Annotated in this window: 17 protein-coding genes; 13 read left to right on the top strand and 4 right to left on the bottom strand. The window is 69.4% G+C overall.

The window, feature by feature from the left end:
• Positions 1-61 precede the first annotated feature (61 nt).
• Together HV701_RS08540 and HV701_RS08535 are read left to right on the top strand one after the other, a co-directional pair.
• A complete protein-coding gene (locus HV701_RS08540; RefSeq protein WP_175132638.1) occupies positions 62-664 on the top strand; it encodes an amino acid synthesis family protein in 603 nt (200 codons plus the stop codon).
• Between the two features lie 25 nt (positions 665-689).
• Positions 690-1,577, top strand: a complete 888-nt coding sequence (locus tag HV701_RS08535; RefSeq protein WP_175132637.1) for an alpha/beta fold hydrolase — start codon at positions 690-692, stop codon at positions 1,575-1,577.
• Here HV701_RS08535 and HV701_RS08530 read toward each other — a convergent pair.
• The 3 genes from HV701_RS08530 to HV701_RS08520 all read right to left on the bottom strand — a co-directional run bounded on the left by HV701_RS08530 (position 1,535) and on the right by HV701_RS08520 (position 4,433).
• The gene (locus HV701_RS08530) at positions 1,535-2,521 is read right to left on the bottom strand and encodes a Bug family tripartite tricarboxylate transporter substrate binding protein (RefSeq protein WP_175132636.1); all 987 of its coding nucleotides are present in this window, start codon (positions 2,519-2,521) and stop codon (positions 1,535-1,537) included. The genes HV701_RS08535 and HV701_RS08530 overlap by 43 nt on opposite strands.
• A gap of 134 nt (positions 2,522-2,655) precedes the next feature.
• On the bottom strand, positions 2,656-3,351 hold the full coding sequence (locus HV701_RS08525; RefSeq protein ID WP_175132635.1) for a GntR family transcriptional regulator: 696 nt from the start codon (positions 3,349-3,351) through the stop codon (positions 2,656-2,658).
• Between the two features lie 140 nt (positions 3,352-3,491).
• Positions 3,492-4,433, bottom strand: a complete 942-nt coding sequence (locus tag HV701_RS08520; RefSeq protein ID WP_175132634.1) for a LysR family transcriptional regulator — start codon at positions 4,431-4,433, stop codon at positions 3,492-3,494.
• A gap of 139 nt (positions 4,434-4,572) precedes the next feature.
• On the opposite strand from HV701_RS08520, the gene HV701_RS08515 reads away from it, so the two are divergent.
• From HV701_RS08515 to HV701_RS08490, 6 genes are all read left to right on the top strand, one after another.
• Complete coding sequence (locus HV701_RS08515) at positions 4,573-5,799, top strand: FAD-dependent monooxygenase (protein ID WP_175132633.1); 1,227 nt, start codon at positions 4,573-4,575, stop codon at positions 5,797-5,799.
• Between the two features lie 215 nt (positions 5,800-6,014).
• Positions 6,015-6,971, top strand: a complete 957-nt coding sequence (locus HV701_RS08510; RefSeq protein ID WP_175132632.1) for a Bug family tripartite tricarboxylate transporter substrate binding protein — start codon at positions 6,015-6,017, stop codon at positions 6,969-6,971.
• Positions 6,972-6,973: 2 nt separating this feature from the next.
• Positions 6,974-7,609 carry a glutathione S-transferase family protein gene (locus tag HV701_RS08505; protein WP_175132631.1) on the top strand — a complete coding sequence of 212 codons (636 nt, stop codon included), beginning with the start codon at positions 6,974-6,976 and terminating at the stop codon, positions 7,607-7,609.
• Between the two features lie 13 nt (positions 7,610-7,622).
• Positions 7,623-8,408: an aldolase gene (locus tag HV701_RS08500; protein WP_175132630.1), complete on the top strand. Its 786-nt coding sequence runs from the start codon at positions 7,623-7,625 to the stop codon at positions 8,406-8,408.
• Positions 8,409-8,527: 119 nt separating this feature from the next.
• Positions 8,528-9,082 (top strand): helix-turn-helix domain-containing protein, encoded by a 555-nt coding sequence (locus HV701_RS08495; RefSeq protein ID WP_175132629.1) that lies wholly within the window; start codon positions 8,528-8,530, stop codon positions 9,080-9,082.
• Between the two features lie 16 nt (positions 9,083-9,098).
• Positions 9,099-9,464, top strand: a complete 366-nt coding sequence (locus tag HV701_RS08490; RefSeq protein ID WP_175132628.1) for a cupin domain-containing protein — start codon at positions 9,099-9,101, stop codon at positions 9,462-9,464.
• Between the two features lie 42 nt (positions 9,465-9,506).
• Here the strand turns inward: HV701_RS08490 and HV701_RS08485 are convergent, their stop codons facing one another.
• Positions 9,507-9,878: a hypothetical protein gene (locus HV701_RS08485; RefSeq protein ID WP_175132627.1), complete on the bottom strand. Its 372-nt coding sequence runs from the start codon at positions 9,876-9,878 to the stop codon at positions 9,507-9,509.
• Between the two features lie 130 nt (positions 9,879-10,008).
• On the opposite strand from HV701_RS08485, the gene HV701_RS08480 reads away from it, so the two are divergent.
• The 5 genes from HV701_RS08480 (at position 10,009) to HV701_RS08460 (ending at position 25,467) form a co-directional block, all read left to right on the top strand.
• Positions 10,009-10,227 (top strand): hypothetical protein, encoded by a 219-nt coding sequence (locus HV701_RS08480; RefSeq protein WP_175132626.1) that lies wholly within the window; start codon positions 10,009-10,011, stop codon positions 10,225-10,227.
• A gap of 152 nt (positions 10,228-10,379) precedes the next feature.
• On the top strand, positions 10,380-11,066 hold the full coding sequence (locus tag HV701_RS08475; RefSeq protein ID WP_175132625.1) for an STN domain-containing protein: 687 nt from the start codon (positions 10,380-10,382) through the stop codon (positions 11,064-11,066).
• Between the two features lie 11 nt (positions 11,067-11,077).
• Entirely contained in the window at positions 11,078-11,614 is a 537-nt protein-coding gene (locus HV701_RS08470; protein WP_236756221.1) for an RNA polymerase sigma factor, read from the top strand.
• Between the two features lie 4 nt (positions 11,615-11,618).
• A complete protein-coding gene (locus HV701_RS08465) occupies positions 11,619-12,584 on the top strand; it encodes a FecR family protein (RefSeq protein ID WP_175132623.1) in 966 nt (321 codons plus the stop codon).
• A 199-nt stretch (positions 12,585-12,783) separates the two neighbouring features.
• Complete coding sequence (locus HV701_RS08460) at positions 12,784-25,467, top strand: filamentous haemagglutinin family protein (protein ID WP_175132622.1); 12,684 nt, start codon at positions 12,784-12,786, stop codon at positions 25,465-25,467.
• Positions 25,468-25,716: the final 249 nt, after the last annotated feature.

Here is a 25,716-nt window from a genome sequence, read left to right as displayed (position 1 = left end):
TGTCCGCGAGGCGGCCTTCTCATCCCATCCCATTCCATTTTCTGAACAAGAGACGTACCTTATGAAGACCCCGAATTTCAGCGCTTTCCACATCCGCAAGTGGTATCTCCAGATCGAGGATTCCCTGGCGGGAGAAACCGGCGCGCCCGCGGATGGCGAACCCTTGCGAAAGATCGTCATTGCCGCCTGCCTCCACAATCCCTATGCTGGCCGCTATGTCCAGGATCTGTCCGCGTGGATCGACGCGTCGCCCGAGTTGGGACGCGAGTTCGGCCGCCGCATCGGCGAGGCGGCCGCGGGAAGGGCGATCGAGAGTTATGGCAAAGCGTGCCTGGTGGGGATGGACGGAGAATACGAGCATGGCAATGCCCTGCTCACCAATCCCGCCGCGAACCCTGTGCGGGAAGGCCTGGGCGGCGCGAAATCCTGGGTGCCGTCCACCGGGAAGCGTGGTGCGCCCGGCACGGCCATCGATATTCCCCTGGCGCACAAGGACGCGCTCTATGTGCGGTCGCACTACGACACCGTGACCGCGCAATTCAACGACGGCCCGAACCGTGACGAAGTCGTGCTGGTCTGGGCGTTCGCAACGCGCGGGCGGCTGAACGCGCGCCTGGGGGGATTGCGCGCCAGCGAGGTGAAGGGGCTGGACGGCTTGTGCTGAGCCGGCCGGTTTCAGGGAGAGGTATATGAATCGCCGAGACTATTCGTTGACGGTATCCGGGTTGCGCCTTCATGTCGTGGAGTGGGGCGACGTCGACGGCTATCCCATCGTCATGCTTCATGGCATCCGGGGCTACGCCGAGACCTTTTCGCGTTTGGCGGCCGCATTGCAGCCCGGGGCGCGCGTCATCGCCTTTGACCAACGTGGCCGCGGCGAGTCCGATTGGGACCCCGACTGGAATTACTACGTGGACGCCTACGTGGCCGATCTGGAGGGCGTCACCGGGCAACTGGGGCTGGGGCAATTCGATTTGCTCGGGCATTCGCTGGGGGGCATCAACGCCATTGTGTTCGCGGCGAGACACCCGCAGCGGGTCCGTCGATTGGTCATCGAAGACGCGGGTCCGGGGGCCTTTGAAGTCAGCGCGGGGGCCTCGCGCATCTGCCAGGAGCTTCAGGCCACGCCCGAGCGGTTCGCTTCATGGGACGAGGCCGCGGCATTCATGCGCGCATTGCGACCTTCAGTCAGTGAAGCCGCGCGCCAGCAGCGTTTGACCAGCATGCTCAAGCCGGCCGCGGATGGCGGCTTTACCTGGCGCTACGATCACGCGGGCATCGCCGCAACCCGATTGAACCCGGACCCCGCGCGCGTCGTTGACTTGGAGCCATGCGTGCAGGCGATTGCGTGCGACACCTTGGTGGCGCGCGGCGGCCGGACGGACTACTTGCAGCCCGATATGGTGCGGCGTATGTGTGATCTCAATCCGCGTATTCGATCGGTCGAGATCGCGGACGCCGGCCATTATGTCCACGATGACCAGCCGGCGCTGTTTGCCGAGGCGGTGCGGGGATTCCTGGGCGGCCCGGCTCCTTATCCGCCCAGATCCGCCGGCTCCGTCGCCAGAACCTTTTGATAGATCGCGATGGTGTTTTCCACGGCGGCCTGCAGCGCCGCCGGCGAAGAGCCGACCCAATCGTAGCCCTGCCCAACCATGCGCTGGCGAGCGGCGTCGTCTTTGCCCAGTTTCCCAGCCAGCATCGCGACGCTATCGCAAATGGACGCCGGGGTGCCCGCGGGCCCGAACAGGCCGAACCATCCGCTGAAGTCCAATTGCCGCACCTGCTGTTCCTCGAAGGTCTTGCTGTCGGGAAAAACCGGCGTGCGGGCTTCGCCCGTCACGCCGAGGACGCGGACCTTGCCTTCGCGGGCCAGGCTTTCAAGCGCGCTGCTGGTCAGGAATACCGCATCGATGTGGTCGCCAAGCAGATCGGTGACCGCCTGTCCGGAACCCTTGTAGGGCACATGGGACAACTTGGCGCCCGTTGATTGGGCCAACAGCAGGCCGTAGAGGTGTGCCGACGAGCCGGTACCGAAGGTGCCGTACGTCAAGGCTTGCTGGCGGGCGTCGGCGAGGAATTCATCCAGCGTTTTCCAACGCGACTTGCTGGCGACCGCCAGCACATTGGCGGTGGTCGCCAGTAAGGTGACGGGGCTGAACTCCTTGGTGATGTCGGCGGCGGCCGTCTTGGCGATGAGCGGGCCCAGCACATGCGTGCTGGAGGTGCCCAGCAGCAACGTCGTCCCGTCAGGCTTCAGGCGCGCGACATGGCGCGCAGCGATGGCGCCGTTGGCGCCTGGCTTGTTTTCGACCACGAAGGTGGTGCCGGGCGCGTGTGTCTGGGCGAAGTGGGCGAATTCGCGCGCGAGCTGGTCGGCGCCTCCGCCGGGGGAAAACGGCACCACCAGGGTAATCAGTGCCGGTAGTGGTTGGCCCTGGGCCTTGGCCAGTGGGGTTCGCCCCAAGGCGCCCGCCGCCATGAGGCCCAACAACCCTGTGGTGAAAGATCTGCGTTTCATGACCGCCTGCTCCTAGGGGTAGGGATCGGCCACGGTAAAACCCGTCAGCCGTCCAAGAACGTGAATGACGGTTCAAATCGTACTACTAAAAAATGGAAAATTTTAATTTAGTACTACAATTTAGTGGATAACACCTAGTGTTGTCGGATTCGCAGCACCTGGAGTGCCGTGCGCGCGGCCTGACGGACGTGGTGCAGGGCGGCTTTGCCGGCGGCCGCTTCGTCACGGGCCTTGAGTGCTTCGAAGATCTGGGTCAATTCGTAGAGGGTCTCAGGCAACCGGCTGGGCGCGGACAAGGATGTCCTGCGCAACAGCACGATGCGGTTGTGCAGTTGGCGCAGCATGTTGCCCAGCAGGCGATTGCCGCACCCGGCGGCTATCGTGTCGTAGAACGTATCGCTGAGGGCAACCGTCTGCTCGACGTCGCCACGACGCGCGGCGGCGGCGAGGGCGTCGAAGGTGGTTGTCAAGGTCTGCATATGCTCGCTGCGCGCGCGCAGTGCGAAGCCGGTGCAGATCTGCGCTTCCAGGATGCCTCGTACTTCGTAGATTTCTTCCGCTTCTTCGTAGCTCAACACCGCGACCACCGGCCCGCGATTGGGGATGATCTCGATCAGGCCCTCGGCCTCGACCTGGCGTAGCGCTTCGCGCACCAGTGTGCGACTGACATCGAGCAATTCCATCAGCTCACGTTCCTTGAGACGTTCGCCTGGCTGAAATCGGCCCGAAAGAATGGTCTTGCGCAGCGCGTTTTCCGCTTGCCGCCGCAATGGCGTGGACGGCGTGTCCTGTTCAGCGGGCATGCGCGGGTCCTGGTTATCGTGATTCATGGGATGTCATACCGGAAGTTGCTGTTGTCTCGACTCGATCATACGAAAATTGTATGGCATCGCGCGGCTCGGCCGCGCGTGGCTTACCATCCGGGCGCTTGAACCGACATGCCCTGCGCCCGCGGCGCGCCGCTTCGATCCTAGACCGTCCCGCGCGGTGCGGCGGCCATGGAAGGGCACGCCGATCCTGCCAACCGTGCCTGTATCAGTTCCAGCAGCGCCCGAACCCGCGCAGTCACGGAATGGCGATGGCTGTATGCCCCCAGCAATTGCAGGGGGGCGGGACACAGGTCAAGGGGTACCTCTTGCAATCGGCCCGCAGCAAGGTCTTCCTGGCAGGGATAGGCCGCCACAATGGCGAAACCGATGCCTTGGCGTGCGCCCGCCACGGCCAGCTCTCCGCTGTTGACGCGATAGCTGCTGCGCACCGGCACCTTGACGATTTCGCCCGCGGCGTCCTGAAACTGCCAGGGCTGGCCTTTGAGCGCACTGAGGGTAGTGATACAGGGCAGGGACTTCAGCTCGCGAACGTGGCGCGGCATGCCGGTCCGGGCCAGCAAGGAGGGGGCTGCAACCACGATGCTGGGCAGTGTGGCGAGTTCGCGGGTGATGAAGGCACTGTCCTCCTGATGGCCCCGGTGGAAGACGATGGAAAGGTCAACGTCCTCTCGAAGCGCTTCCAGTCCGGTCATCCGGGTATCGCATTCCAGTTCGATGCCTGGATGGAGGCTACAGAATTCGGCGAGGATGGGAGCCAACAACCTTGGCGCTTCGCCGGGCATGCACATTTTCAGAGGACCACGCAGTTCGCGCTGTACCGCACCAAGCTCTTCCTGCGTGGAGAGCAGAGCGTCGAGCAAGGGCTTGGCGCGTTCGTAGAGCAGTCGACCGGCTTCCGTCACACGCAGGTGGCGGGTGCTGCGTTCCAGCAGGCGTGTGCCGAGTTTGCGTTCCAGTGCGGCCACGTAGCGGCTGACGTTGGATGAGGGGATCGCCAAAAGACGCGATGCGCCAGCAAAGCTCTGCTCATCCACAACAGCGGTATAGACGCGGACGGTATTCAGATCGAGCGCATCGCGCATTGATTGTCCCACCTGAGGTATGAAAACCTCCCATTTTTGCATGCTAGTTCTCAACGGTGGCGAAATCTAAGATGCCATTTTGTTCGATGCGAGGCGGCGAGCCCGACATCGAGCACCGTATGGACAGGAGAGACTCAGCGTGGAAATTGGAATACTTGGCGGCGGCATCGCGGGCCTGAGCGTGGCGTTGGCTTTGCGCAAACAGGGCTACCGGCCCAGGGTCTATGAGCGCCGGGCGGAGCCGGCAACCATGGGGGCCGGCGTGACGCTTTGGCCGAACGCCAGCTTTGTGCTGGAAGAACTGGGGCTGTTGCAGGACATCGACGCCATGGGCGGCCGACCGCTGACAATGCGCCGCCAGGATGCTGCGGGCAATGCACTGGGAGGCCTCGATATTGCCTTGCTGGACAAGACGATGGGATACCCGACCTACACGGTGCTACGCCGGCACTTGCAGGAGGTGTTACTGGATCATGTCGTCCGGGCCAGGATACCGGTGGCGTTCGGACACCGGGCGGTGGGTATTGAGCTGGCTGCCAATGGCAGGGCTGTGGCCCGTTTCGAGAACGGTGCGCGCATCTGCCCGGATCTGCTCATTGGCGCCGACGGCCGCATGGATTCCGTGGCTCGCAAGTTTGTCGCGGGTGACAACACACCTGCCTATCAGGGCTTCGTGAATTGGATTGGCGTAGCGCAGGGGCAGCATGCGCTGGTGGACGATATTTCGATTCAGGATTTCTGGGGGGCGGGCGAGCGCTTCGGTTGCGTCGCGATTCGACCCCAACTGGTGTATTGGGCTGCAGCCCAGGCTCGGCCGCTATCTGAAGCCAGACCGGCTGCAGAGATACGCAAGGAGGTCGAAGATCTGTTCGCGGGATGGCCCGAGCCCGTCGCGCGCATCATCCGTGCCACGCCCGCAAATGCCATCCGGCTGATTGCGGTGCATGACCTGGAGCCGCTGCATACGTGGAGTCGGGCGAATGTACTGCTGGTTGGGGATGCCGCACACGCGCCGTTGCCGACGTCGGGGCAAGGGGCCTGCCAGGCGTTGGAGGATGCGTGGCATTTGGCGCGGTGCCTGGAGGGCGCAGGCGGTAGCCTGGATGAGGCCTTTCAGACCTTCACGCAGATCCGCAGCCCCAAGACGGCAAAGCTGGCGGAGCAAGGTCGGGGCTTTGCTCGCGGGCTATTCGCCACCGATCCTGAAACCTGTCGCATGCGCAACGCGCGGGCCAAGGCCTCCGACCCGGTGCGTGACGTGCAGGTCTTGGCCGCCGGATGGGGACAGGGCCTGCCAATGCCAAGCTGCAGCGACAGCACGCCAACGCAAGGGGGAGGCGCCGGCAGCCTGTACCGTACTGAATGACGCGCGCCTGATGTGCTGCATCAGTTCGGGCCTTCCATAAAAAGCAAAGCACGCCGCCTCCGACGCTGACGATTTCCAACTTTCAGCGCGAAAGGCGAACGTTATTCCCGCTGCTCAGGGATTCCCCCAATCACATTTCCCTTGCGGAAAATCAATGCTCTATAGGACACTTTGTGTCATAACCGCGATTCAGCGGCGGACACAAGGGGAATCCTATGAAACGCATGATCATGGCCGCCGCCTTGGCGCTGGCCGCAAGCAGCGGCGCGCAGGCCGCTTTTCCGGATCATCCGATCCGGCTGGTGGTGCCGTTCGGCGCCGGCGGCATCACCGACATCGTGGCGCGCCAGGTCGGCAAAGGCATGGGCGATGCGCTCGGCCAGAGCGTGGTGGTGGAGAACCGGCCTGGCGCGGGCGGCGTGATCGCGGCGCAGGTGGCGGCGACGGCGCCGGCCGACGGGTATACGATCTTCATGGGCACGGTCGGCACCCAGGTGGTGAATCCGCTGATCTACGCCAAGCTCAGCTATGACCCCGACACGTTCGCGCCGGTCGGCCTGGTGTCCGGCTCGCCCTATCTGCTGGCGGTGCGCGGCGACCTGCCGGCGGCCAATTTCGCCGACTTCGTGGCGTACGCCAAGGCGCATCCGGCCAAGCTGAATTTCGGTTCGGCGGGCACGGCCAGTTCGCCGCATCTGGGGCTGGAGCTGCTTAAGATGACGGCGGGCGTGGACATCGTGCACGTGCCGTTCAAGAGCGGCAGCGAGGCGGTCAACGCGGCTATCGGCGGGCAGGTGGACGTGGTGATGGATGCCAGTCCGGTGATCATGCCGCACGTGGCCTCGGGCAAGCTGCGCGCGCTGGCGGTGGCGGCAGACCAGCGTTTGCCGTCGGCGCCGCAGGTGCCGACCGCGGCGGAGGCTGGCGACGCGGGGCTGCAGATCAGTTCCTGGAATGCTTTCTTCGCGCCGGCCGGCACACCGCCGGCGGTGCTGGAGAAGCTCAATGCGGCGCTGCGCCGGACCTTGGCCTCGCCCGATTTGAAGGCGCGCCTGGCGGCGCAGGGCACGCAGCTCTATAGCGGCGCGCCCGATGAATACCAGCGCTTCATCGCGGCCGAAAAGAAGAAGTGGGCCGGGATCGTCAAGCGCGCCGACATCAGGATGGATTGATCATGATGACTCATCCGCTGGCGGGGCAGCCGCTGGAACTGGCGGACACGTTGCGCTCAGGCAATGCCTGGAAGATCCGGCTGGCCTGCGGCTATATGGGGCTGGCGCTGACGCGCCGCACCTTCGACATCGTGCAGGGCGATCTGGAGACCGAGGAATTCGGCCGCATCAACCCGTGGCGCCAGGTGCCGGCGCTGCGCACGCCCGAAGGCGTGTGGCTGGCGGAGTCGCAGGCCATCCTGTGGTACCTGGGGCGCGGCACGCCGTGGCTGCCGGAGGGGCGCCTGGCGCAGGCGCAGGTGGCCAGTTGGCTGAGCTTCGAACAGACCCAGCACATGCATGCCTTCGCGCAGCCGCGGTTGCTGATCCACCTGCGCGGCACGGCGCAGGTGGATGAGCCGGCGATGGTCGAATGGCGCCGCGCCGGCATGCGCGCGGCGGCGTGGATGGATGCGCATCTGGCGGGCCGCGCCTTCCTGGTGGGCGAGTCCGCCACCATTGCCGACATCGCGCTGTATCCCTACACCAGCATGGCGGAGCAGGGCGGCTACGACCTGTCCGCCCTGCGCCACCTCAACGCCTGGCTGGCGCGCATGCGCGCCCTGCCGGGTTTCACGCCGTTGTTGGAAACGGCATAGCAAGGAGTCAAGCATGGCCGATACGATGCACCTGGGCAAGGATGAACTGATCGCGCGGGCGCAGGCCGAGATGCAGCGCCAGTTCGATACGCCCGACTGGACCCTGCGCGAGCGCCTGGCGCTGACCTGCCGCATTTTGTTCGACGGCGGACATGATTCGGGCCTGGCCGGCCAGATCACGGCGCGCGCGCCGGAGCCGGACCGCTACTACACCCAGAGGCTGGGCCTGGGTTTTGACGAGATCACGGCCGGCAACCTGCTGCTGGTGGACGAGGACCTGCGGGTGCAGGAGGGCGGCGGCATGCCCAATCCGGCCAACCGCTTCCATTCCTGGATCTACCGGGCGCGGCCGGACGTCAACTGCATCATCCACACGCACCCGCTGCACGCGGCCTCGCTGTCGATGCTGGAGGTGCCGCTGGAGGTCTCGCACATGGACAACTGTCCGCTCTACGGCGACGTGGCCTTCCTGAAGGATTGGCCCGGCGTGCCGGTGGGCAACGAGGAAGGCGAGATCATCTCGGCGGCGCTGGGCGACAAGCGCGCCATCCTGCTGTCGCATCACGGCATGCTGGTGGCCGCGGGCACGGTGGAAGAGGCCTGCGTGCTGGCGCTGCAGTTCGAGCGCGCCGCGCGCATGCAGTTGCTGGCGATGGCGGCCGGCGCCATCCAGCCGATTCCGCCGGCACTGGGGCGCGAGGCGCACGACTGGATCCTGACGCCCAAGCGTTCACAGGTGGGATTTTCGTACTACGCGCGGCGGGCGCTGCGCCAGCACCCCGACGTGCTGGGCGCGTAGCCGCCCCGGCGGCACGCTGGCGCCGGGGCGGCTACCCAGGTGGGGCGGGGCGCTGAGCGACTCGACGGTTGGACGGGTTTCGGGCATGCTTAGCGGTCGTTTTCGCCATTTGCCCGCCCATGATCGACCTGCCTCACCGCCTGCGCACGCTGCGCCGCCAGCAATCCCTGTCCCTGGAACAGCTGGGCGAGCGCACGGGCCTGACCAAGAGCTATCTGTCCAAGCTGGAGCGCGGCCTGAGCGAGCCGTCGATTTCCACCGTGCTGCGGTTGGCCGAAGCCTATGGCGTGGGCGTGTCGCAGCTGGTGGGCGGCGACGGCGCGGCGCAGGACGAGGTGGTGAGCCTGGTGCGGGTGGCCGACCGCGAGGTGCTGCAGCGCCGCGGCCTGGGCAGCGAATACCATTACGAATCGCTGGCCGGGCGCCGCAAGGTCAAGGCCATGGAACCCTTCGTCGTGCACCCGCCGCGCGAGTTTCCCGACGCGGCGGCGGTGTTCCCGCATCCCGGCGAGGAATTCCTGCTGGTGCTCAAAGGGGCCATCGAGGTCCAGGTCGGCGAACGCGCGTTCCGCCTGGAAACGGGCGATTCCCTCTATTTCGATTCCGAACTGCCGCATCGCATGCGCACGGTCAGCCGCGGCGCGGCCGAGGTGCTGGTGGTGGCGGCGCATTGATTCCAAGGAAAGCGCAGTGAAGCATGATCAATCGCGGCTGGTCCGCATCGACGCCGGCCCCATGAAGAACCCCGTGCCCGGCAAGCCCAGGCGTCCCCTGTCGGGCGACGCGGCGTTCCGCACCGTGACCGCGTTCGAAGGCAATGGCGGCCGCGCCGAGGCCGGCGTATGGGAAAGCACGGCCGGCAGTTTCCAGTCCAATACCACCGGCTACATCGAGTTCGGCTACATCGTCGAGGGCGCGGCGCGCCTGGTCGATCCGGACGGCACCGTGCACGAACTGACCGTGGGCGAGGCCTTCGTCATGCCCGAGGGCTATACCGGTCGCTGGGAAGTGGACCAGTTCGTCAAGAAGATCTACTTCATCAGCCGCACGGCCTGAGGCCTGCCGGTCGCCGCCGGCCGCGGAAAGGGTGGATGGCCGTCACGGCGTTGGCCGCTGCGGATAGGCCGAGGTGCCGAAGGTGTTGCCCATGCGGTTGCCGATGGTGGCGGGCGTGGGCAGGCCCATCTGGTTGGGCGGCCGCTGCGTGATGGCCTCGGAGCCCAGCGTGGGCGGCGGCTTGGGCGTGGTGTCGGGCGCCATTTTCTGATTGAGGCAGTCGTACGACAGGGCGCGGTAGCCGTTGACCTCGGTGTCGATGCAGGCACCGCCGGGCGCGGCCCTGGCCGCCGGCGAGGCGGCCTGGGGGACTGGCGTGGGCGTCGTCTGGGCGCCCGCCGTCAGGGGCGTTACCGCCGGCGCCACCAGTATCAGCAGGCAGGCGCGGCGCGCGGAGGGGCTGTGTGTGCGCATGCGGGTTCCTTTGAACGGGTCCGGTGGCCCGGGGCCGCCATGTCACCAGTATAGGGACGAATCGCGCCGCACAGGTGACGATTGCATGGCGGTCTGGCGTGGCGCGGATGTGGCGTGTCGCGATTGCGTCATGCACGCGCCCTGGCATGGTGCCTTTCCGTCCGAGCAGCGCAGCCTGTTCGCGCGCCAGGTTTATTTCCGCCGAACTGCGCGCCGGCGGCCGGGAATACAACGAAAAGTCCAGTCCGCGTCACGGCAGCTACCTGGCCGCCAGGCCATCGCCGCGCTGTTCCCCGGCACGACACCCGGGGCCTACGAGGGCGATGTCACGCTCTACGGCGGCCAGTGACGCGTTCGTGAGGTTTGCCGGCAAAGGGGCCGCTACCGTCACGAGCGCGTCACCCGACCGTCACATGCGGCCGCTACCATGCCGCTTCCGCCCTGCGTCCGGCCCCTCGCCGGCATGCTGTGGCCACGCCATTTTAGAGACATCGGGGTGTTATGACAGTCACGCAGGCGCCTGGGGCCGCTTGGGCGTTCGCCTGCTGGTTCGCGTTCGGCCTGTCGGTGCTGCCGCCAGCCGCGCTGGCTCAGCAGCGGGCGGCGGACACGGCGTTGATGCCGTTCGACATCGCCGCGCAGCCGCTGGATGCGGCCCTGGCCGCCTACACCCAGGCCACGGGCATGGCGGTGCTGGTAACCAGCCGCCTGACTGCCGGCCGCCAGGCCAGCGCGGTGCGTGGCCGGCTGGCGCCGCGCGAGGCGTTGCGCCAATTGCTGACGGGCACCGGCCTGCAGGCCCGCTACACCAGCACGTCAGCGTTCACCCTGGTGGAGGCGGCCGCGTCGCGCGCGGCCGCCGTGGCGCCGGCGCCTACGGCGGTGACGCGCTATGCCGGCGTATTGCAGAACACCCTGACGCGCGCGCTGTGTCAGTGGACCGGCGCGCAGTTCGGCCGCTACCGCGCCTCGCTGCACTTGTGGATCGGCCGCAACGGCGTGGTGCGCCAGGCGCGCGTGCTGTCGGGCACCGGCGATGTGCGCCGCGACGAGGCGTTGGCCGGCGTGTTGTCGGGATTGATCATGGACACGCCGCCGCCGGCCGACCTGCCGCAGCCCGTGACCATCGTGCTGGCGCCGCGCCCGAATCCGGGCGCCGATTGCCGTCTGGCCGGCGCGGCGGGTTGACGCGCATGTCCATGACCGGCGACGCCCTGCGCAACTTGTTCCTGGCCAAGTACCAGGAATTCCGCAAGCGTCTGCGCATCCGGCTGGGGTCGGAAGACCTGGCCAACGACGCCATGCAGGAAGCCTGGCTGCGGGTCGACAGCCTGGCCGAGACCGCGCCTGTGGAGTATCCGGCCGCCTATCTGTTCAAGATCGCCGCGAACATCGCCGAGGACCAACGCCGCGCCAATGCCCGCATCCTGTCGATGGCCGAGATCGATGAACTGTATGACATGGCCGACGAGGCCGCCGGCCCGGCTCAGGTGGCCGAAGGGCGCCAGCAGATCGAGGCACTGGAGGCGGCGCTGGCCGAACTGCCGCGGCGGCGCCAGGCGATCGTGATCGCGGCGCGGGTCGATGAGGTGCCGCACCGCGAAATCGCCGAGCGCTTCGGCATTTCGCTGCGGACCGTGGAAAAGGAATTGCGCGCGGGGCTGGAGCACTGCTGCGGGAAATTGGAAAAAAAATATGTCCAGCGCTACGGTCCCCGGGCCCGGGAAACGTCTTAGCTATATGACGACCCTGTTCAGACGCTTCCGCCCCGGTGGCGACCCCGCGGCCGCGCTCAAGCGCGAGGCCCAGGCGTGGGTCTTGCGCTTGGCCTCGGGCCAGGCCAGCGTGGCCGATGGCGAGGCCTTCCGCCGCTGGTGCGGGCAAAGCGTCGAGCATGCGCGCATCTTCAAGGAAACGCGCCATGCCTGGCAGCAATTGGCGCCGGCCGCGCGGCAGGCTCAGGCCGCGCAGGCGCGCCGCGCCCGGACCGCTCGGCCGGCGCGGCGAGCCTTCCTGGGCGGCGCGGTGGCGGCCTGCGGCGCGTGGCTGGCGTTCAAGCCGCCGCTGGGCCTGTGGCCGGCGGTCGATGAACTGACCGCCGATGTGCGCAGCGGCACCGGCGAGCAGCGCCGCGTGGCGCTGGCCGGCGATGCCAGTGTGCAACTGAATACTCAGACCCGCATCAACCTGTCGCGCAGCGGCCAGGCGCAGCAGATTGATCTGCTGGCCGGCGAGGTTGAACTGGTGACGGCCGGACAGCCCGTCAGCCTGACGGCGGGCGCCGGCCAGGTCAACACCGCGTCGGGGTGTGTCAACGTGCGCTACACCGACAGCCAGGTACGCGTAACCTGCCTGGAAGGCAGCGCCCGCGTCACCTTGCGGCAGGAATCGGTGGAATTGACAGCGGCGCAGCAGGTGGTGCTGGGCGCTGGCGGCGCCAGCGGGCCGCGGCGGGTGGACCCTGACCAGGTCACGGCCTGGCGCCGTGGCGTGCTGGAATTCAATAACGTGCCGCTGGCGCAGGTGGTCGACGAGATCAACCGCTATCGGCCTGGCCGCATCGTGCTGGTGGGCGACCGTCTGGCGGGCAGCCTGGTGCAGGCGCGTTTCTCGTTGGACCAGTTGGCCGACGCTGCGCTGCTGATCCGCGACGTGTACGGCGCCCAGGTCACGTCGCTGCCTGGCGGCATCGTGCTGCTGAGCTGAAGCGCCCGCCGTCCGGCCGGATAACGCCGCGTCCCAAAACCTGGAATATGAATTTTTTGTGAAAAGGCGCAGTCGATGACGCTTGAAGCGGTCTAGGCACCCATGCGCAGAACTGCCCGGTCCGCGTCGCCGCTTTTTCCCGGCGAACCGGCCCCGGCGCTGCAGATGCCAGATCCGATTCCACCAAGGAAAAGCCGTCATGCCCAGCCGTAATCACGCTCTTGTCTCCCGCAGTTCCCCGCGTCGCTCGCGCCGTCCCGCCTGGCGTCTGGCGCCGGTCGCCCAGGCGTTGGCGCTGCTGCTGATCTCGGGCGGCTGGAGCGGCGCAGCGCAGGCCCAGGCGCGCGCCTTCAGCCCGGGCTGGTTCGCCGACAAGAACGCGGTGCAGTCCACCGCGCAACGAACCGGCCGCATGCCCGACGGCAGCCTGGCGGGAATCGGCAATAGCGCCCGCCAGCAGGCGCAATCGCGCCAGCAACTGCAACGTTCGCTGGACAACCTGAACCGCACTGCGGCGGCGGTGGCCGCGCAGCAGGCGGCGCAGGCGGCGGCGCGAGCGGCCGCGGCGGCCAACGGCACCGCCCTGCCGGACGGATTGGCGCAGGGCGGGCTGTGGATCGCCGAGGGCGCGCAGGCCAAGTGGGAGGGCGCCAACAAGCCGCGCACCGGCACCGAGGGCGGGCGTCAGCTGGTGACGATCGAGCAGACGCAGTCGCGGGCGATTCTGAACTGGGACACGTTCAACGTGGGCCGCAACACCACGCTGCGGTTCCAGCAGAAGGCCGACGACGCGGTGCTGAACCGGGTGGTGGGCGCATCGGCCCGGCCCAGCCAGATCCAGGGCGCGATCCAGGCCGACGGCACGGTGCTGGTGGTGAACCAGAACGGGGTGATCTTCAGCGGCACCAGCCAGGTGAACGCGCGCAACCTGGTGGTCGCGGCCGCCACCATGAGCGATGCGCAGTTCCGCGAGCGCGGCATCTACGCCGACGCCGACGGGAAGATCGCCACTTTCCAGGACGCGCTCGGCAAGATCGAGGTGCAGCCCGGCGCGCGCCTGGCCACCGCCGCGCCCGGCAGCGCCACGCGCGGCGGTGGCTACGTGCTGCTGGCGGGCAAGGACGTGCTCAATGCCGGCGAGATCAGCACGCCGCAGGGCCAGGCGCTGCTGGCTGCCGGCGACAATTTCATCATCCGCCGCGGCCAGGGATCGGACAGCAACATCGCGTCTACCACCCGCGGCAACGAGGTGCAGGTGGCCGGCGCCGGGCTGGCGCGCAACACCGGCCTCATCCAGGCGCCGCAAGGCGACGTCACCCTTACCGCCCAGCGCGTGGAGCAGGCCGGCGTGGTGGTGTCGACCACTTCGGTCGACGCGCGCGGCACTATCCATCTGGACGCGCGCGGCAACGGGGCCGCCGTGACGCTGGCCGAGCGCGCCGTCAGCGCCATCCTGGTGGACGCCGGCCTGGCGACCGCGCTGGACGGCCAGCGCGGCAGCCTGCTGCAACCGGCCGTGAGCGGCAATACCGCGCTGGTCACCGGCGACGAATTCCGCCGCGACCTGTCGCTGCTGCGCATCAGCAGCCAGGGCACGGTGGATTTTCAGGGTGGCTCGCTGTCGCTGGCCACCGGCGGCCAGGTGGCGGTCAAGGCCGATGGGCGCGCGCTGGTGCGCGACGGCGCGCGCATCGACGTGGGCGGCGCGGTCGGCGTGATCGTGTCGATGGAGTCCAACAACCTCAAGATCAACCTGCAGGGCAACGAACAGCGCGACGCCCCCGTCAACCGCGACAGCAAGCTGCTGAACAACAGCGAGGTGTGGCTCGACCGCCGCGACCTGGTGCGCCTGGCCGCCGGCAGCGGCGGCAACGACACCGACCGCTGGTACACGGCCGGCGGGCTACTGGAAGTGGGCGGCTACCTGGGCACGCTGGGCGTGCCGGTGAGCCACTGGCTGGCGCAGGGCGGGGTGGTGCGCTTCGATGGCGCCGAGGTGGTCACGCAGGCCGGCTCGGCCATCAATCTGTCGGGCGGCACGCTCGACGTGCAGAGCGGCCAGATTCGCCAGAGCTGGTTGCGCGGCGAGGACGGCCGCCTGTACCTGGCCGACCGCGCTCCGGGCGACCTGCTCTACAGTGGCCTGTACCGGGGCTACGAGTCCGTGTCGCGACGCTGGGGCGAGAACGCCACGCGGCGCTTCTACAACCCGCTGCTCGCGCCGCCGACGCGTTACGAGTCGGGCTACACCGTGGGCCGCGACGCCGGCACGCTGGTGGTCTCGACCCGCAACGCGGTGCTGGATGGCGACCTGATCAGCGACACCTACCAGGGCGACCGCCAGACGCGCGCACCGGTGGCCGGCCAGGACGGCTACAACCAGTCGCACCGCAACGCGGCGCGCGCGGCGCAGTTCGTGGTGGGCAGCTACAAGCCGTACTACGACACCGCCGGCAATTTCCTGCGCTACCAACTGGGCGCCACCGGCACGGCCGCCGAGGTGGCGGTGGGCAAAGACCTGGCGGGGCGTTCCGCCGGCCTGGACCTGGCCGATGCGCTGCCCGCCGACCTGAAAGGCAAGCTGTTCCTGGATGCCGACCGGCTGAACGGCTTCGGTCTGGGCGCCATCCGCATCGCCGCCGGCCGTGGCATCAGCGTGGACGCCACCCTGCGCAGCGCCGAGGGCGGCGAGATCACCCTGTACGCGCCTACCGTCGACATCAACGCCGACCTGGTCAGCCGCGGCGGCCTGATCCAGGCCGGCAATGTGCTGCGCCAGCCTGGCGAGGCCGGCCGCGTCGAAGACGTCGCACTGGCGCCGGCGGCCGGCGCCAAGGCCGCGCTGCGCGTGGCGGGCGGGGTCGTGCTCGATACGCGCGGCGTGTGGAGCAACCTCAAACAGGATCCGGCCGCGCAACGCGGCTTGGCCGTCATCGATGGCGGCCGCGTGTCGCTGCGCGGCAGCGGCGATGTGGCGCTGGCGGCGGGCAGCCTCATCGATGTGTCGTCGGGGGCGGCGCTGCTGACCAGCGGCGCGGTGCAGGGCGGACGCGGCGGCAGTGTGACGCTGGAAGCCAACGCCGTCAGCACGCAGGCCGAGTCGGGCGGCGAGGTGTCGCTGGCCGGCGCGGTGCGCGGCTACGGCATGAGCGGCGGCGGGGCCTTCAGCCTCGCCAGCGGCGGCACTGTTGTGCTGGGCGGCCCGGCCGACGGCCTGGCGGCCGATGCCGTGCGGCTGGATCCGTCCTTGTTCCAGGCCGGCTTCGCCAGCTATGACATCAACGGCCATGGCGGCCTGCGGGTCGCCGAGGGCGCCGACATCTCCGTCGCCATGCCGGTATGGCGCATGCGGCGCGAAGCCGGCGCCCTGCCGGTATCGGGCGCCGACCCGGCCGAGGCCCTGGCGCTGTGGGCGCCGCCGCTCTACACGGAAGACCCCAAGCGCGCCAAGCTGAGCCAGCGCGGCGGCGCCAGCCTGACGCTGCGCTCGGACCGCGCCGCCCTGGGCGGCGTGCTCGAGATCGGCGAGGGCGCGCGGGTCGCGGTGGATCCGGGCCAGTCGATCCGCCTTGTCGGCGGCGACCAGATCACCGTGCTGGGGCGCCTGGTGGCGCCGGGCGGCCTGATCTCGATCCTGGATACGCGGGTGGATTCGCAGCAGAACTACACCCCCAAGGCCAACGGCCGTTCGGTGTGGATCGGCGAGCGCGCGGTGCTGGACGTGGCCGGCGACAGCCACGTCGCGCTGGCCACCGACGGCCGACGCTACGGCGTGGCGCGGGCCGGCGGCAATATCGAGATCGGCGGCGCGCTGGACTGGGAGGCCGACGCGCATGCGCTGCGCCGGCCGATGGACCGGCACCTGATCCTGCGTCCCGGCTCGCTGCTGGACGCATCCGGATCGCAGGCGCTGGTGGACCTGCCCGGGCGCGGCGCAACGCTGCTGGCCTACAACGGCGGCAGCATGGTGCTGGCGTCGGCCAACAGCCTGCACCTGGACGGCGACCTGCGCGCCGCGGCGGGCGGAGCGGGCGCGGTGGGAGGCACCCTGGGCGTGGCGCTGGCGCCCGCCTTCTATCTGCGAAGCCTGGCCGAGGCCGAGGTGCTGACGCCACGGGTGTTGACGCTGGCGCAGCGCCAGGGCGACTCGTTGCTGTCGGACGATCTGCGTCCAGGCGAACTCGGCGGGAACCTGCGCTATGGCGTCGGCCGCCTGGGCGTGGACCGCGTCGAGGCCGGCGGCTTCGGCAACCTGGCGCTGTTCGCCTCGATGCGGGCCGACAGCGGCCTGACGCTGGCCATGCCGCAGAGCCTGCGCCTGTCGGGCGCGCTGATGCTGAGCCCGGATGCGCCGGCCGGCAGCCTGGTGCGTCTGTCGGCGCCGCGCATTTTCCTGAACACCGCGACGTACGAACCGCCGTTGGGGGCCGACAGCGTGGCGCAGGTGCCGCTGGTTGAGCCGACCTGGCTCAAGCGCGGGCATCGCCTGGTGCTGGACGCCGACATGATGGACCTGCGCGGCCGGCGCGACCTGAGCAGTTTCGACGATGTCCAGGTGAACCTGCGCGGCGACCTGCGCCTGGCGAGGTTTTCCATGGGCCAGGACGCCAACAGCGCCACGCGGATGGCCGCGCCCAACCGCCTGACCATCACGGCCGCCCAGATCTATCCGATCCTCGGCGGCGGCGGCATCCTTGCCGCGGGCGAGTACTACCTCTCGACTGGCCTGGTGAGCAATCCGGACGCGGTGCTCACCATCCAGCGCGCCGCGGGCGATCTGCCCGCCATGCCGTATTCCGCCTTTGGCTCGATGACGCTGTCCGGACCCAACATCATCCAGGGCGGGGTGCTGCGGGCGCCGCTGGGCTCGATCATCTTCGACGGCCCCCAGGGCAAGCCGTCGAGCGTGCGCTTCCTGGCCGGCAGCGTCACCTCGATCAGCGGCCTGGGCTTGCTGATGCCCTATGGCGGCACCACCGACGGCATCAAGTACCTGTATGGCGGGCAGGAGATCCGGGCCGGCGGCGTGGGCGGCAATGACATCGCCGGCGGCCCCACCCGCATGATCCAGATCAACGCGAAAACCATCGTGGCCGAGGCCGGCTCGTTGCTGGACCTGTCCGGCGGCGGCGAGCTGACCGGCGCCGCGTTCGTGCGCGGGCGCGGCGGCTCGGTGGACGTGCTCAAGTACGCCATGGCCGATGCCAACCCCGGCTTCGGCTTCAGCAAGTCCGGCAATGCCGTCTACGCTATCGTGCCCGGGTTCAACGGCGACTATGCGCCGGCGACCAAGGATGCCGCCACGCCCGCCTACGGGCAGCGCGTCACCATCAGCGCGGGCGTGCCGGGGCTGCCGGCCGGCACCTACACGCTGCTGCCGGCCAATTTCGCCCTGTTGCCGGGCGCGTTCCGCGTCGAGGCTGGCGCGCCGGGCGTGTTCGATGCCGCGCAGGCCGCGCGCACCCGCGGCGGGTCGTGGGTGACGACGGGCCAGATGACGACGCCGGGCGCCAACGCCGGTTCGGTCCCGGCCAGCCAGTTGCTGCTGACCCCGGGCGACGTGGTGCGCCGCCATGCGCAATACAACGAGACCTCGTACAACGCCTTCCTGGTGGCGAACGCGGCGCGCACCGGCACGCCCTTGCCGATGCTGCTGGCCGATGCCGGCATGCTGCGTCTGAAGCTGACGCCGGGCGCGGGGCGCGAGGGCGCGCCGGCCCTGTCGTTCGACGGCGTGGCGCGTTTCGGCGCGGCGCCGGGCAGCGCCGGCGCGGGCGGCACCCTGGCCGTGGACGTGCGGGGAGGCGGCCTGGAAATCCTGGGGCCGGGCCAGACGCCCGCCCTGGCCGGCGCCGCCGCGGCCGTCTCCGCCGACGCGCTCAATGCGTTGCGCCCCGCCGCCATGGTGCTGGGCGGTGCCTTTGGCGCCTCGACCAGCGCCGATTCGCTCGGCCTGATCAGCCTGGGCGGCGAGAGCCAGCGGGTGCTGGTGCGCGGCGGCGCGCGTCTGCACGCCCCGGAGATCGTGCTGGTCGCGCCCGACAACGGCGGCATCACCGTGGAGCAGGGGGCCGTCCTGTCCACCATCGGCTTGGGCGCGGCGCCGCGCGATGCGCGTGGCGGCTATTACTACAGTGCCTCGACCGGCGGCGCGCTGATCCTGTCGAACGGCCTGGTCAACATGCGATCGTCGGAAGGCGGACGCGTGGCCATCGACGTGGGCGCCTGCGCGGGCGTTTGCGCAGGCGTCACGCGCCTGGTGTCCGAAGGCACCATCGGCGCCGCCACCAACGGCGCCTTCACGCTGCGCGACAACGTGGAATACGGCACGCGCAACCTGATGCTGAGCGTGTCCGGCCTGAACCTGGGCTCGCCGCAGGCGCTGGCCCAGGCCGCGGCGGCGGGACAATTGCCGCCGGGACTGGCGCTGGACCAGGATGCCTTGGCGCAATTGCTACGCGGCAATACGGCGCTGGGCGCGCCCGCGCTGGAGAGCCTGATCCTCAATGCCGCCGAGTCCATCAACGTCTATGGCGCGGTGACGCTGGACACCCGCGCCGCGGCCGGTCCCTCGGCCTTGCAGCGCCTGGTGCTGGGCGCGCCGGCCGTGTATGGCTACGGCGCGGCCGGCGACACGGCGCGCATCAGTGCGCCGGAAGTGATCTGGGCGGGCGCGGTCATGGCCAATCAGGGCGGCAATGTGCCGCTGGGCTACGATACCCCCGCCGCGCCGGGCGGCGCGGTGCTGGACCGCCTGGGTGACGGCAGCCTGACCATCGCGGCCGACGTCATCCGCTTCGAACACGCGCCCTACACGGTGCCGGCCACGCTGGTGCCGGCCAACCGGCTGGCGCTGGGCTTCGCGTCGGTCAACCTGGAAGCCGCCCGCATGATAACGGGCACGGCGAGCGGCAGCCTGCACGTCTATCACAAGCAGGACGGCTACGTGGCCGGCGAAGGCTGGCGCTACCAAGGCGGCGACCTGTCGCTGCGCACGCCGCTGCTGACCGCCGAGGCCGGCGCGACGCTGGCGTTGCGGGCGGGCGGCGCGCTGGCGTTGACGGGTACCGGCGCCGCGGCGCCGGCGCGCGACGTGCTGGGCGCCACGCTCGACCTGAAGGCGCGGCGCGTGACGCTGGACTCGACCGTGGCGCTGCCGTCGGGCAAGCTGAGCGTCAAGGCCGACGACGACATCACCCTGGGGGCCGGTGCGCGCATCGACCTGTCGGGCCGCGCCTTCACGGCCTACGACGCGGTGCGCTACAGCTGGGGCGGCGATCTCGAACTGAACAGTGTGGCCGGCAACATCGTCCAGGCTGCCGGGTCGGTCATCGACCTGTCGGCGCGCAACCAGCGTGGCGGCCGCATGCAGGCCGTGGCGCTGGGCGCGGCGGGCGGCCGCGTGGCGCTCGATGGCACGCTGCTGGGCGGGGCCAGCGGCGAGTATGACGCCGGCGGCACGCGAGTGCCCTATGACGGCGCCGAGATCACCCTGCGCGCGCAGACGCTGGCGGATTTCGCGGGCCTGAATCAACGGCTGAACCAGGGCGGCGTCACCGGCGCGCGTCGCTTCCAGCTCAAGCAAGGCGACCTGGTGGTGGGCGACGAGGTGCGCGCGCGCGTGGTCGAGATCAGCGTCGACGGCGGCAGCCTGACGGTCAATGGCCGCATCGACGCCAGCGGCCGCCAGGTTGGCAGCATCCGCCTGGCGGCGCGCGACGACCTGCGCATCAACGGCCTGCTGGACACGCATGGCGCGCGCCTGCGCCTGGATAGCTACGGCAAGGTCATCGACGCCGCCAACCGCGCCATCGTCGAACTGACCTCGCGCGACGGCACGCTGGCGCTGGACGCTGGCGCGCGCTTCGATCTGCGCGCCGGCACCGACGATGCCAGCCGCCTGGGCGGCCGCCAGCTCGGCACGCTCGACCTGAACGCCCGCCGCCAGGGCGGCGGCGCCGGGCGCGGCGCGCTTCCCGGTTCCGGCGACGGCGCTAACGACGTGGCCATCAGCATCACTGGCACGCCGCAGATCCTGGGCGCCAAGACCGTGGCCGTGAATGCCTTCCGCCGCTACGACGATGCGCCGCTGGCGCCCAAGCCGGACGTCAGCGGCAAGACGCCGCAGCTGATCACGCAGGCTTACCTGGACGGCATCGACGGCGAGAGCGTGGCCTACATGAACGCCGCGCTCGGCAATGGCGCGCTGACTGCCCGCCTGGCGGCCCTGGGCCCGTACCACCTGCGCCCCGGCGTCGAGATCGTCAGCGCCACGCCCGATGGCAACCTGACGGTGTCGGGCGATATCGACTTGTCGAATTATCGCTACGGCCCCAACGCCAACCGCGCGGTGGCCGCGCTGCGCGGCTACGGCGAGCCCGGCAAGCTGGTGTTGCGCGCCGGCGGCGACCTGGCCATCCACGGCAGCATCAACGACGGCTTCGCGCCGCCGCCCGAGACCCTCGACGACAGCGGCTGGAAGCTGGTCGAAGGGCGTTTCCTGGGCAATGGCCAGACGCCGTTTGGCGAAGACCTGGTGGTGCCCATCGATGGCGTTCAGCTGGAAACGGGCACGGTGTTCCCGGCCGGCCGCGCGCTCAATTACGACCTGCCGGCGCAGGCCGCCACGCTGCCGGCCGGCACCGTGCTGCCGATGGCGGCGACGCTGGACGGCCCGCTGGCGCTGCCCGCCGGCCTGGTGCTGACCGGCGACCTGACGCTGGCCGACGGCCGCGTGCTGCGCGCCGGCTCGGTGCTGCAAGAGGCGCTGGCGTTGGGCGCGGGCGCCCGCCTGGGCGTGGGCTTCACGCTGCGCAACGAGGCGGCGCTGCAGGCCTTCACCTGGCCCAAGGGCGTGCCGCTGCCGGCGGCGCTCAAGGCCAGCGCGCGCCTGGACCTGGCGCGCGGTTCTTTGATCCCGTCGCAGACTTTCATCGAACTGCCGGGCCATCAACCCATCAACCTGCGTCCCGTCGGCCCGGACGGCCGGCAGGGCCGCAACTGGGCCCTGGCGCCGATGCTGGGCGAGGGCGCCAGCGCCTGGAGCCTGATGGCGGTGGCGGGCGCCGACCTGACGGCGGCCGACATGGCCGCGCGCCGGGCCGACGGGCAGGGCGACATCATCCTGGCCGACACGCACTACGGCCGGCTGGGCTTCGGCACCAAGACCGTCACCAATGTCTTCATCGGCGACCGCGGGCTGACGCAGCTCGCCATCGACGAGTTGGGATTGGACCCGTCCCTGCTGGGAACCTCGCCCAAGGCCATTGCCGAAAGTTTCTTCATGACCGAAGACGACTTCTGCAACGGCACGGGCTACTGCGAAGCGGCCTCGCGCACGCTGACGCTCGAGGGGGCGATGTTGTACTTCGGCGATGCCGCCTACGTCGGCTACTCCGTCAGGAAACTGGCGCAAGAGTGGTTCATGGATGAGAACGAGGTGTGCTTTGACGCCAGCTACTGCGCAGGCGGCGGCCGCACCGAGACCACCGTTACGCGCGACTACCGCTACGCTGACCGCGCGCCGCTGTTCAGCGTGCTGCGCACCGGCACCGGCGACCTGTCGCTGCTGGCCGGGCGCGACGTCGGCATGGCGTCGGTCTACGGCGTGTACACGGCCGGCGCGCCATCGTCGCTGGGGGCGGCGCTGGACGCGCGCTTCAACCTGCCGCGCGGCACCACCGATGACGACGCCGTGCTGGGCTCCATCCAGCACGACGGCAAGTACGACGCGGCACTGGCCGCCTATCGCGCCTGGTACCCGGACCAGGGCGGCAACCTGACCGTGGCGGCGGGCCGCGACATCTACGGCGATGCATGGAGCGCGAATTCCATGAACGCCCAGCGCTATGGCACCCAGGATGTCGAATACACCAAATACCCCAGCGCCGCGCTCAGCAACTGGCTGTGGCGCCAGGGCAGCGTGGGCATGCCGGGCGTGACCGATATCGCGTCGAGCTGGTGGATCAACTTCGGCACGTACGCGGCCAATGCCACGACCAACAGCCAGCAGCCGCGGGTCGTGGGTTTCACCGGCTTCGGCACCCTGGGCGGCGGCAATCTGAGCATCAGCGCCGGACGCGATGCCGGCGTGCGCGATGCGCGCGGCGACGCGTTGCTCAACAACAATATGGCATCGGGCCGTTCCCAGGCCGTGGTGGCCGTGGTGGCCGGCACCGGCCGGGTGGTGGATGGCGACCTGGTGCTGACCGGCGGCGGCGACATGGACCTGCGGGTCGGCGGCGCATTCAACCCCAATCTGCGCGCGATGCAGCAATCCGATGGCCGCTCCGGCGTGGGCAACAACTATGCCGGCAACTTCGAAGACGTCGACCTCAATGGGCTGCTGGTCAACCTGCGCGGGCAACTGGCCTTGACGGCGGGCCGCGTCGGCGGCATCTCGCTGCTCCATGGCGATGGCGCGCAGTTGCGGGCCACCGACCTGTATGCGGTCGCCGGCGGCCGGCCCATGGGCGGGCCGCGCCTGCTGCTGGGCGATGCGGTGGCCTCGCTGGATACGCGCGGCGACCTGGTGCTGGCCGATGCGCCGGACCCGGGCCGCGTGCGCCAGATCAACACCAGCCCCTACACCCAGGGCAGCCTGTCCAAGGGCGGCGGCGCCGAAAGCTGGTTCACGCTGTGGACGCCGGCCACGGCCATCGATCTGTTCTCGGCCGGCGGCAACGTGACGCCGTTGACCACTAACAATACCTACAAGCCGGGCACGGACCTGCTGACCGAAGACTCGACCCGGACCGGCGCGCGGCGGCAGATCAGCTACGTCTACCCCGCCAGGCTGGGCGTGACGGCGGCCGGCGGGGACATCATCCTGGCCACCACTACGCGCGAGGCGGACGACGTCAACCACGTGCTGTTGCTGGCGCCGTCATCCAGCGGTGAATTGTCGATGCTGGCCAGCGGCTCGATCTTCGCCGCAGGCGCTCACGCGGTGTCGATCTCCGGTGCGGACGCGCCGCTGCCGACGCCGTGGCGCCCCGGCTTCATGGCCGTCAATGCGGGCGAGAACAACGACCAGACCATCTTCAATGCCACGGTCGAGGGCAACAAGGTCTGGCAGAACTCGCCCAAACCGCTGTTCACGTTCGGTCCCAATACGCCATTGGATGCCTCGCCGCGCCAAGGCGGAACGGGACTGGCGCGTTTCCATGCCGTGGATGGCGATATCGTCGGCCTGCGCGCCGGCGCCGAAACGCGGATCATGGAGGATGCCTTGCAGGGGCGGATGCGCACCGTGCTGACCTGGTACGAGGCCGCATTGCCGGTCTCGGTGCGGGCGGGACGCGACATCTTGGGGATGAGCGCGCTGGGGCTGCACAGCAATGCCAACGACCTGTCGCAGGTGAGTGCTGGCCGTGACATCGTGCGGGCCGACCTGAAGGTGGCGGGCCCCGGCACGCTGCTGGTGCAGGCGGGCCGCAACATTCGCCAGGACGACGTGGCCAGCATCGTCAGCATCGGCGCCATCGTGCGCGGCGACGCGCGCCCCGGCGCCGATATCGCGGTGCTGGCGGGCGTCAGCCCGCAGGGGCCGGACTACGCCGGCCTGCTGGCGCGCTACCTGGACCCGGCGCGGGCGCTGGCCGCCGGCCAGACGCTGGGCGCCAATCCGGACCGCGTGGTGCAGTCCTATGCCGGCGAACTGTCGCTGGCCGGCTGGCTGCGCCAGGTGTATGGCTACCAGGGCGACGAGGCCGGCGCGCCGGCCGAACTGGCGCAGCGCCAGGCGCAACTGGATGCCGAGGTGGCGGCCGATCCGTCGCGCAAGCGCCGCGACCTGATGCAGGACTATCGCCAGGAAAGCGAGTTGCACCTGGTCAACTGGCTGCGCGCGCATCAAGGCTACGACGGCGGCGAGGACGGCGCGCGCGCCGCCCTGGACGCCCTGGCGTCCGAACAGCAGGGCATCTACGCGCGCCAGTTGTACTTCGCCGAACTGCGCAAGGGCGGCCGCGAGTACACCGATCAGGACGGTCCGCGCAGCGGCAGCTATCTGCGCGGCCGCCGCGCCATCGCGGCGCTGTTCCCGCGGACCGATGCCGAAGGCGCGCAGCGCTTGTACCAGGGCGACTTCACCATGTATGGCGGCGCCGGCCTGCGCACGCAGTTCGGCGGCGACATCCAGGTGCTGACGCCGGGCGGGCAGCAGGTGCTGGGCATCGAAGGCGCGGCGCCGCCGGCGACGGCGGGCGTGGTGACGCAGGGGCAGGGCGACATCCAGCTGTACGCGCTGGGCAGCGTGCTGCTGGGGCAGAGCCGCATCATGACCACCTTTGGCGGCCACATTCAGGCGTGGTCGGCCGAGGGCGACATCAACGCCGGCCGCGGCGCCAAGACCACCGTGTTGTACACGCCGCCCAAGCGCGTCTACGACGCCCTGGGCAACGTCACCCTGGCGCCGACGGCGCCGTCCACCGGCGCCGGCATCGCCACGCTGGCGCCGATCGCCGAAGTGCCGGCGGGCGACGTCGACCTGGTCGCGCCGCTGGGCACTATCGACGCGGGCGAGGCCGGCATCCGCGTGTCGGGCAACGTCAACGTGGCGGCGCTGCACGTGGTCAATGCCGCCAACACCCAGGTGCAGGGCGACAGCAAGGGCATCCCGGTGACGGCGGTGGTCAACACCGGCGCGCTATCGTCGGCCAGCGCGGCTTCCTCGGCCGCGTCCGGCGCGGCGCAGGACTCGGCGCAGCGTGCCCGCCAGCAGGCGCGCCAGAACCAGCCGTCCGTCATCAGCGTGCAGATCCTGGGCTATGGCGCGGAACCGCTGGCCGGGGCCGGCGTGGCGCCGCAACCGCGCGAGGCCGTGCCGTCCTACCGTCCTGACGGTGTGGTGCAGGTGCAGGGTGCGGACAGTGGCGGTTGATGCGCGATGGGTTGCAACCGGCGCGGAAAAGACTGGCCGGCTGTCATGCCGCCGTCATGAAAACGGAGTGTGAAAAAGCCCGCGGGGCCCGGCATTTGCCGGGCCCTGATTCTTTGACGCGCACCTTCTCTCGGGGCCCGCGCTGTTTCATGAAATTTTTCTTACAACGCGCAGTCCGCGCCGTCCGGGAACGTCTAGTAACAAGCAGAAGCTGTAGACGCGGGTATGCGGGCAGAAAGCGGTAACCGG

This window comes from Achromobacter pulmonis (assembly GCF_902859765.1).
GTDB lineage: Bacteria > Pseudomonadota > Gammaproteobacteria > Burkholderiales > Burkholderiaceae_B > Achromobacter > Achromobacter pulmonis.
Note: the sequence above shows the minus strand (reverse complement) of the source record. Positions and strands in the feature narration are given on the sequence as shown.

Excerpts from the sequence above, each read along its gene's own strand:
- HV701_RS08500 (WP_175132630.1), top strand. The coding sequence starts at position 7,623 with ATGGCCGATACGATGCACCTGGGCAAGGATGAACTGATCGCGCGGGCG.
- HV701_RS08495 (WP_175132629.1), top strand. The coding sequence starts at position 8,528 with ATGATCGACCTGCCTCACCGCCTGCGCACGCTGCGCCGCCAGCAATCC.
- HV701_RS08460 (WP_175132622.1), top strand. The coding sequence starts at position 12,784 with ATGCCCAGCCGTAATCACGCTCTTGTCTCCCGCAGTTCCCCGCGTCGC.
- HV701_RS08485 (WP_175132627.1), bottom strand. The coding sequence starts at position 9,878 with ATGCGCACACACAGCCCCTCCGCGCGCCGCGCCTGCCTGCTGATACTG.
- HV701_RS08520 (WP_175132634.1), bottom strand. The coding sequence starts at position 4,433 with ATGCGCGATGCGCTCGATCTGAATACCGTCCGCGTCTATACCGCTGTT.
- HV701_RS08475 (WP_175132625.1), top strand. The coding sequence starts at position 10,380 with ATGACAGTCACGCAGGCGCCTGGGGCCGCTTGGGCGTTCGCCTGCTGG.
- HV701_RS08530 (WP_175132636.1), bottom strand. The coding sequence starts at position 2,521 with ATGAAACGCAGATCTTTCACCACAGGGTTGTTGGGCCTCATGGCGGCG.
- HV701_RS08535 (WP_175132637.1), top strand. The coding sequence starts at position 690 with ATGAATCGCCGAGACTATTCGTTGACGGTATCCGGGTTGCGCCTTCAT.
- HV701_RS08465 (WP_175132623.1), top strand. The coding sequence starts at position 11,619 with ATGACGACCCTGTTCAGACGCTTCCGCCCCGGTGGCGACCCCGCGGCC.
- HV701_RS08480 (WP_175132626.1), top strand. The coding sequence starts at position 10,009 with ATGCACGCGCCCTGGCATGGTGCCTTTCCGTCCGAGCAGCGCAGCCTG.
- HV701_RS08540 (WP_175132638.1), top strand. The coding sequence starts at position 62 with ATGAAGACCCCGAATTTCAGCGCTTTCCACATCCGCAAGTGGTATCTC.
- HV701_RS08470 (WP_236756221.1), top strand. The coding sequence starts at position 11,078 with ATGACCGGCGACGCCCTGCGCAACTTGTTCCTGGCCAAGTACCAGGAA.
- HV701_RS08505 (WP_175132631.1), top strand. The coding sequence starts at position 6,974 with ATGATGACTCATCCGCTGGCGGGGCAGCCGCTGGAACTGGCGGACACG.
- HV701_RS08525 (WP_175132635.1), bottom strand. The coding sequence starts at position 3,351 with ATGAATCACGATAACCAGGACCCGCGCATGCCCGCTGAACAGGACACG.
- HV701_RS08510 (WP_175132632.1), top strand. The coding sequence starts at position 6,015 with ATGAAACGCATGATCATGGCCGCCGCCTTGGCGCTGGCCGCAAGCAGC.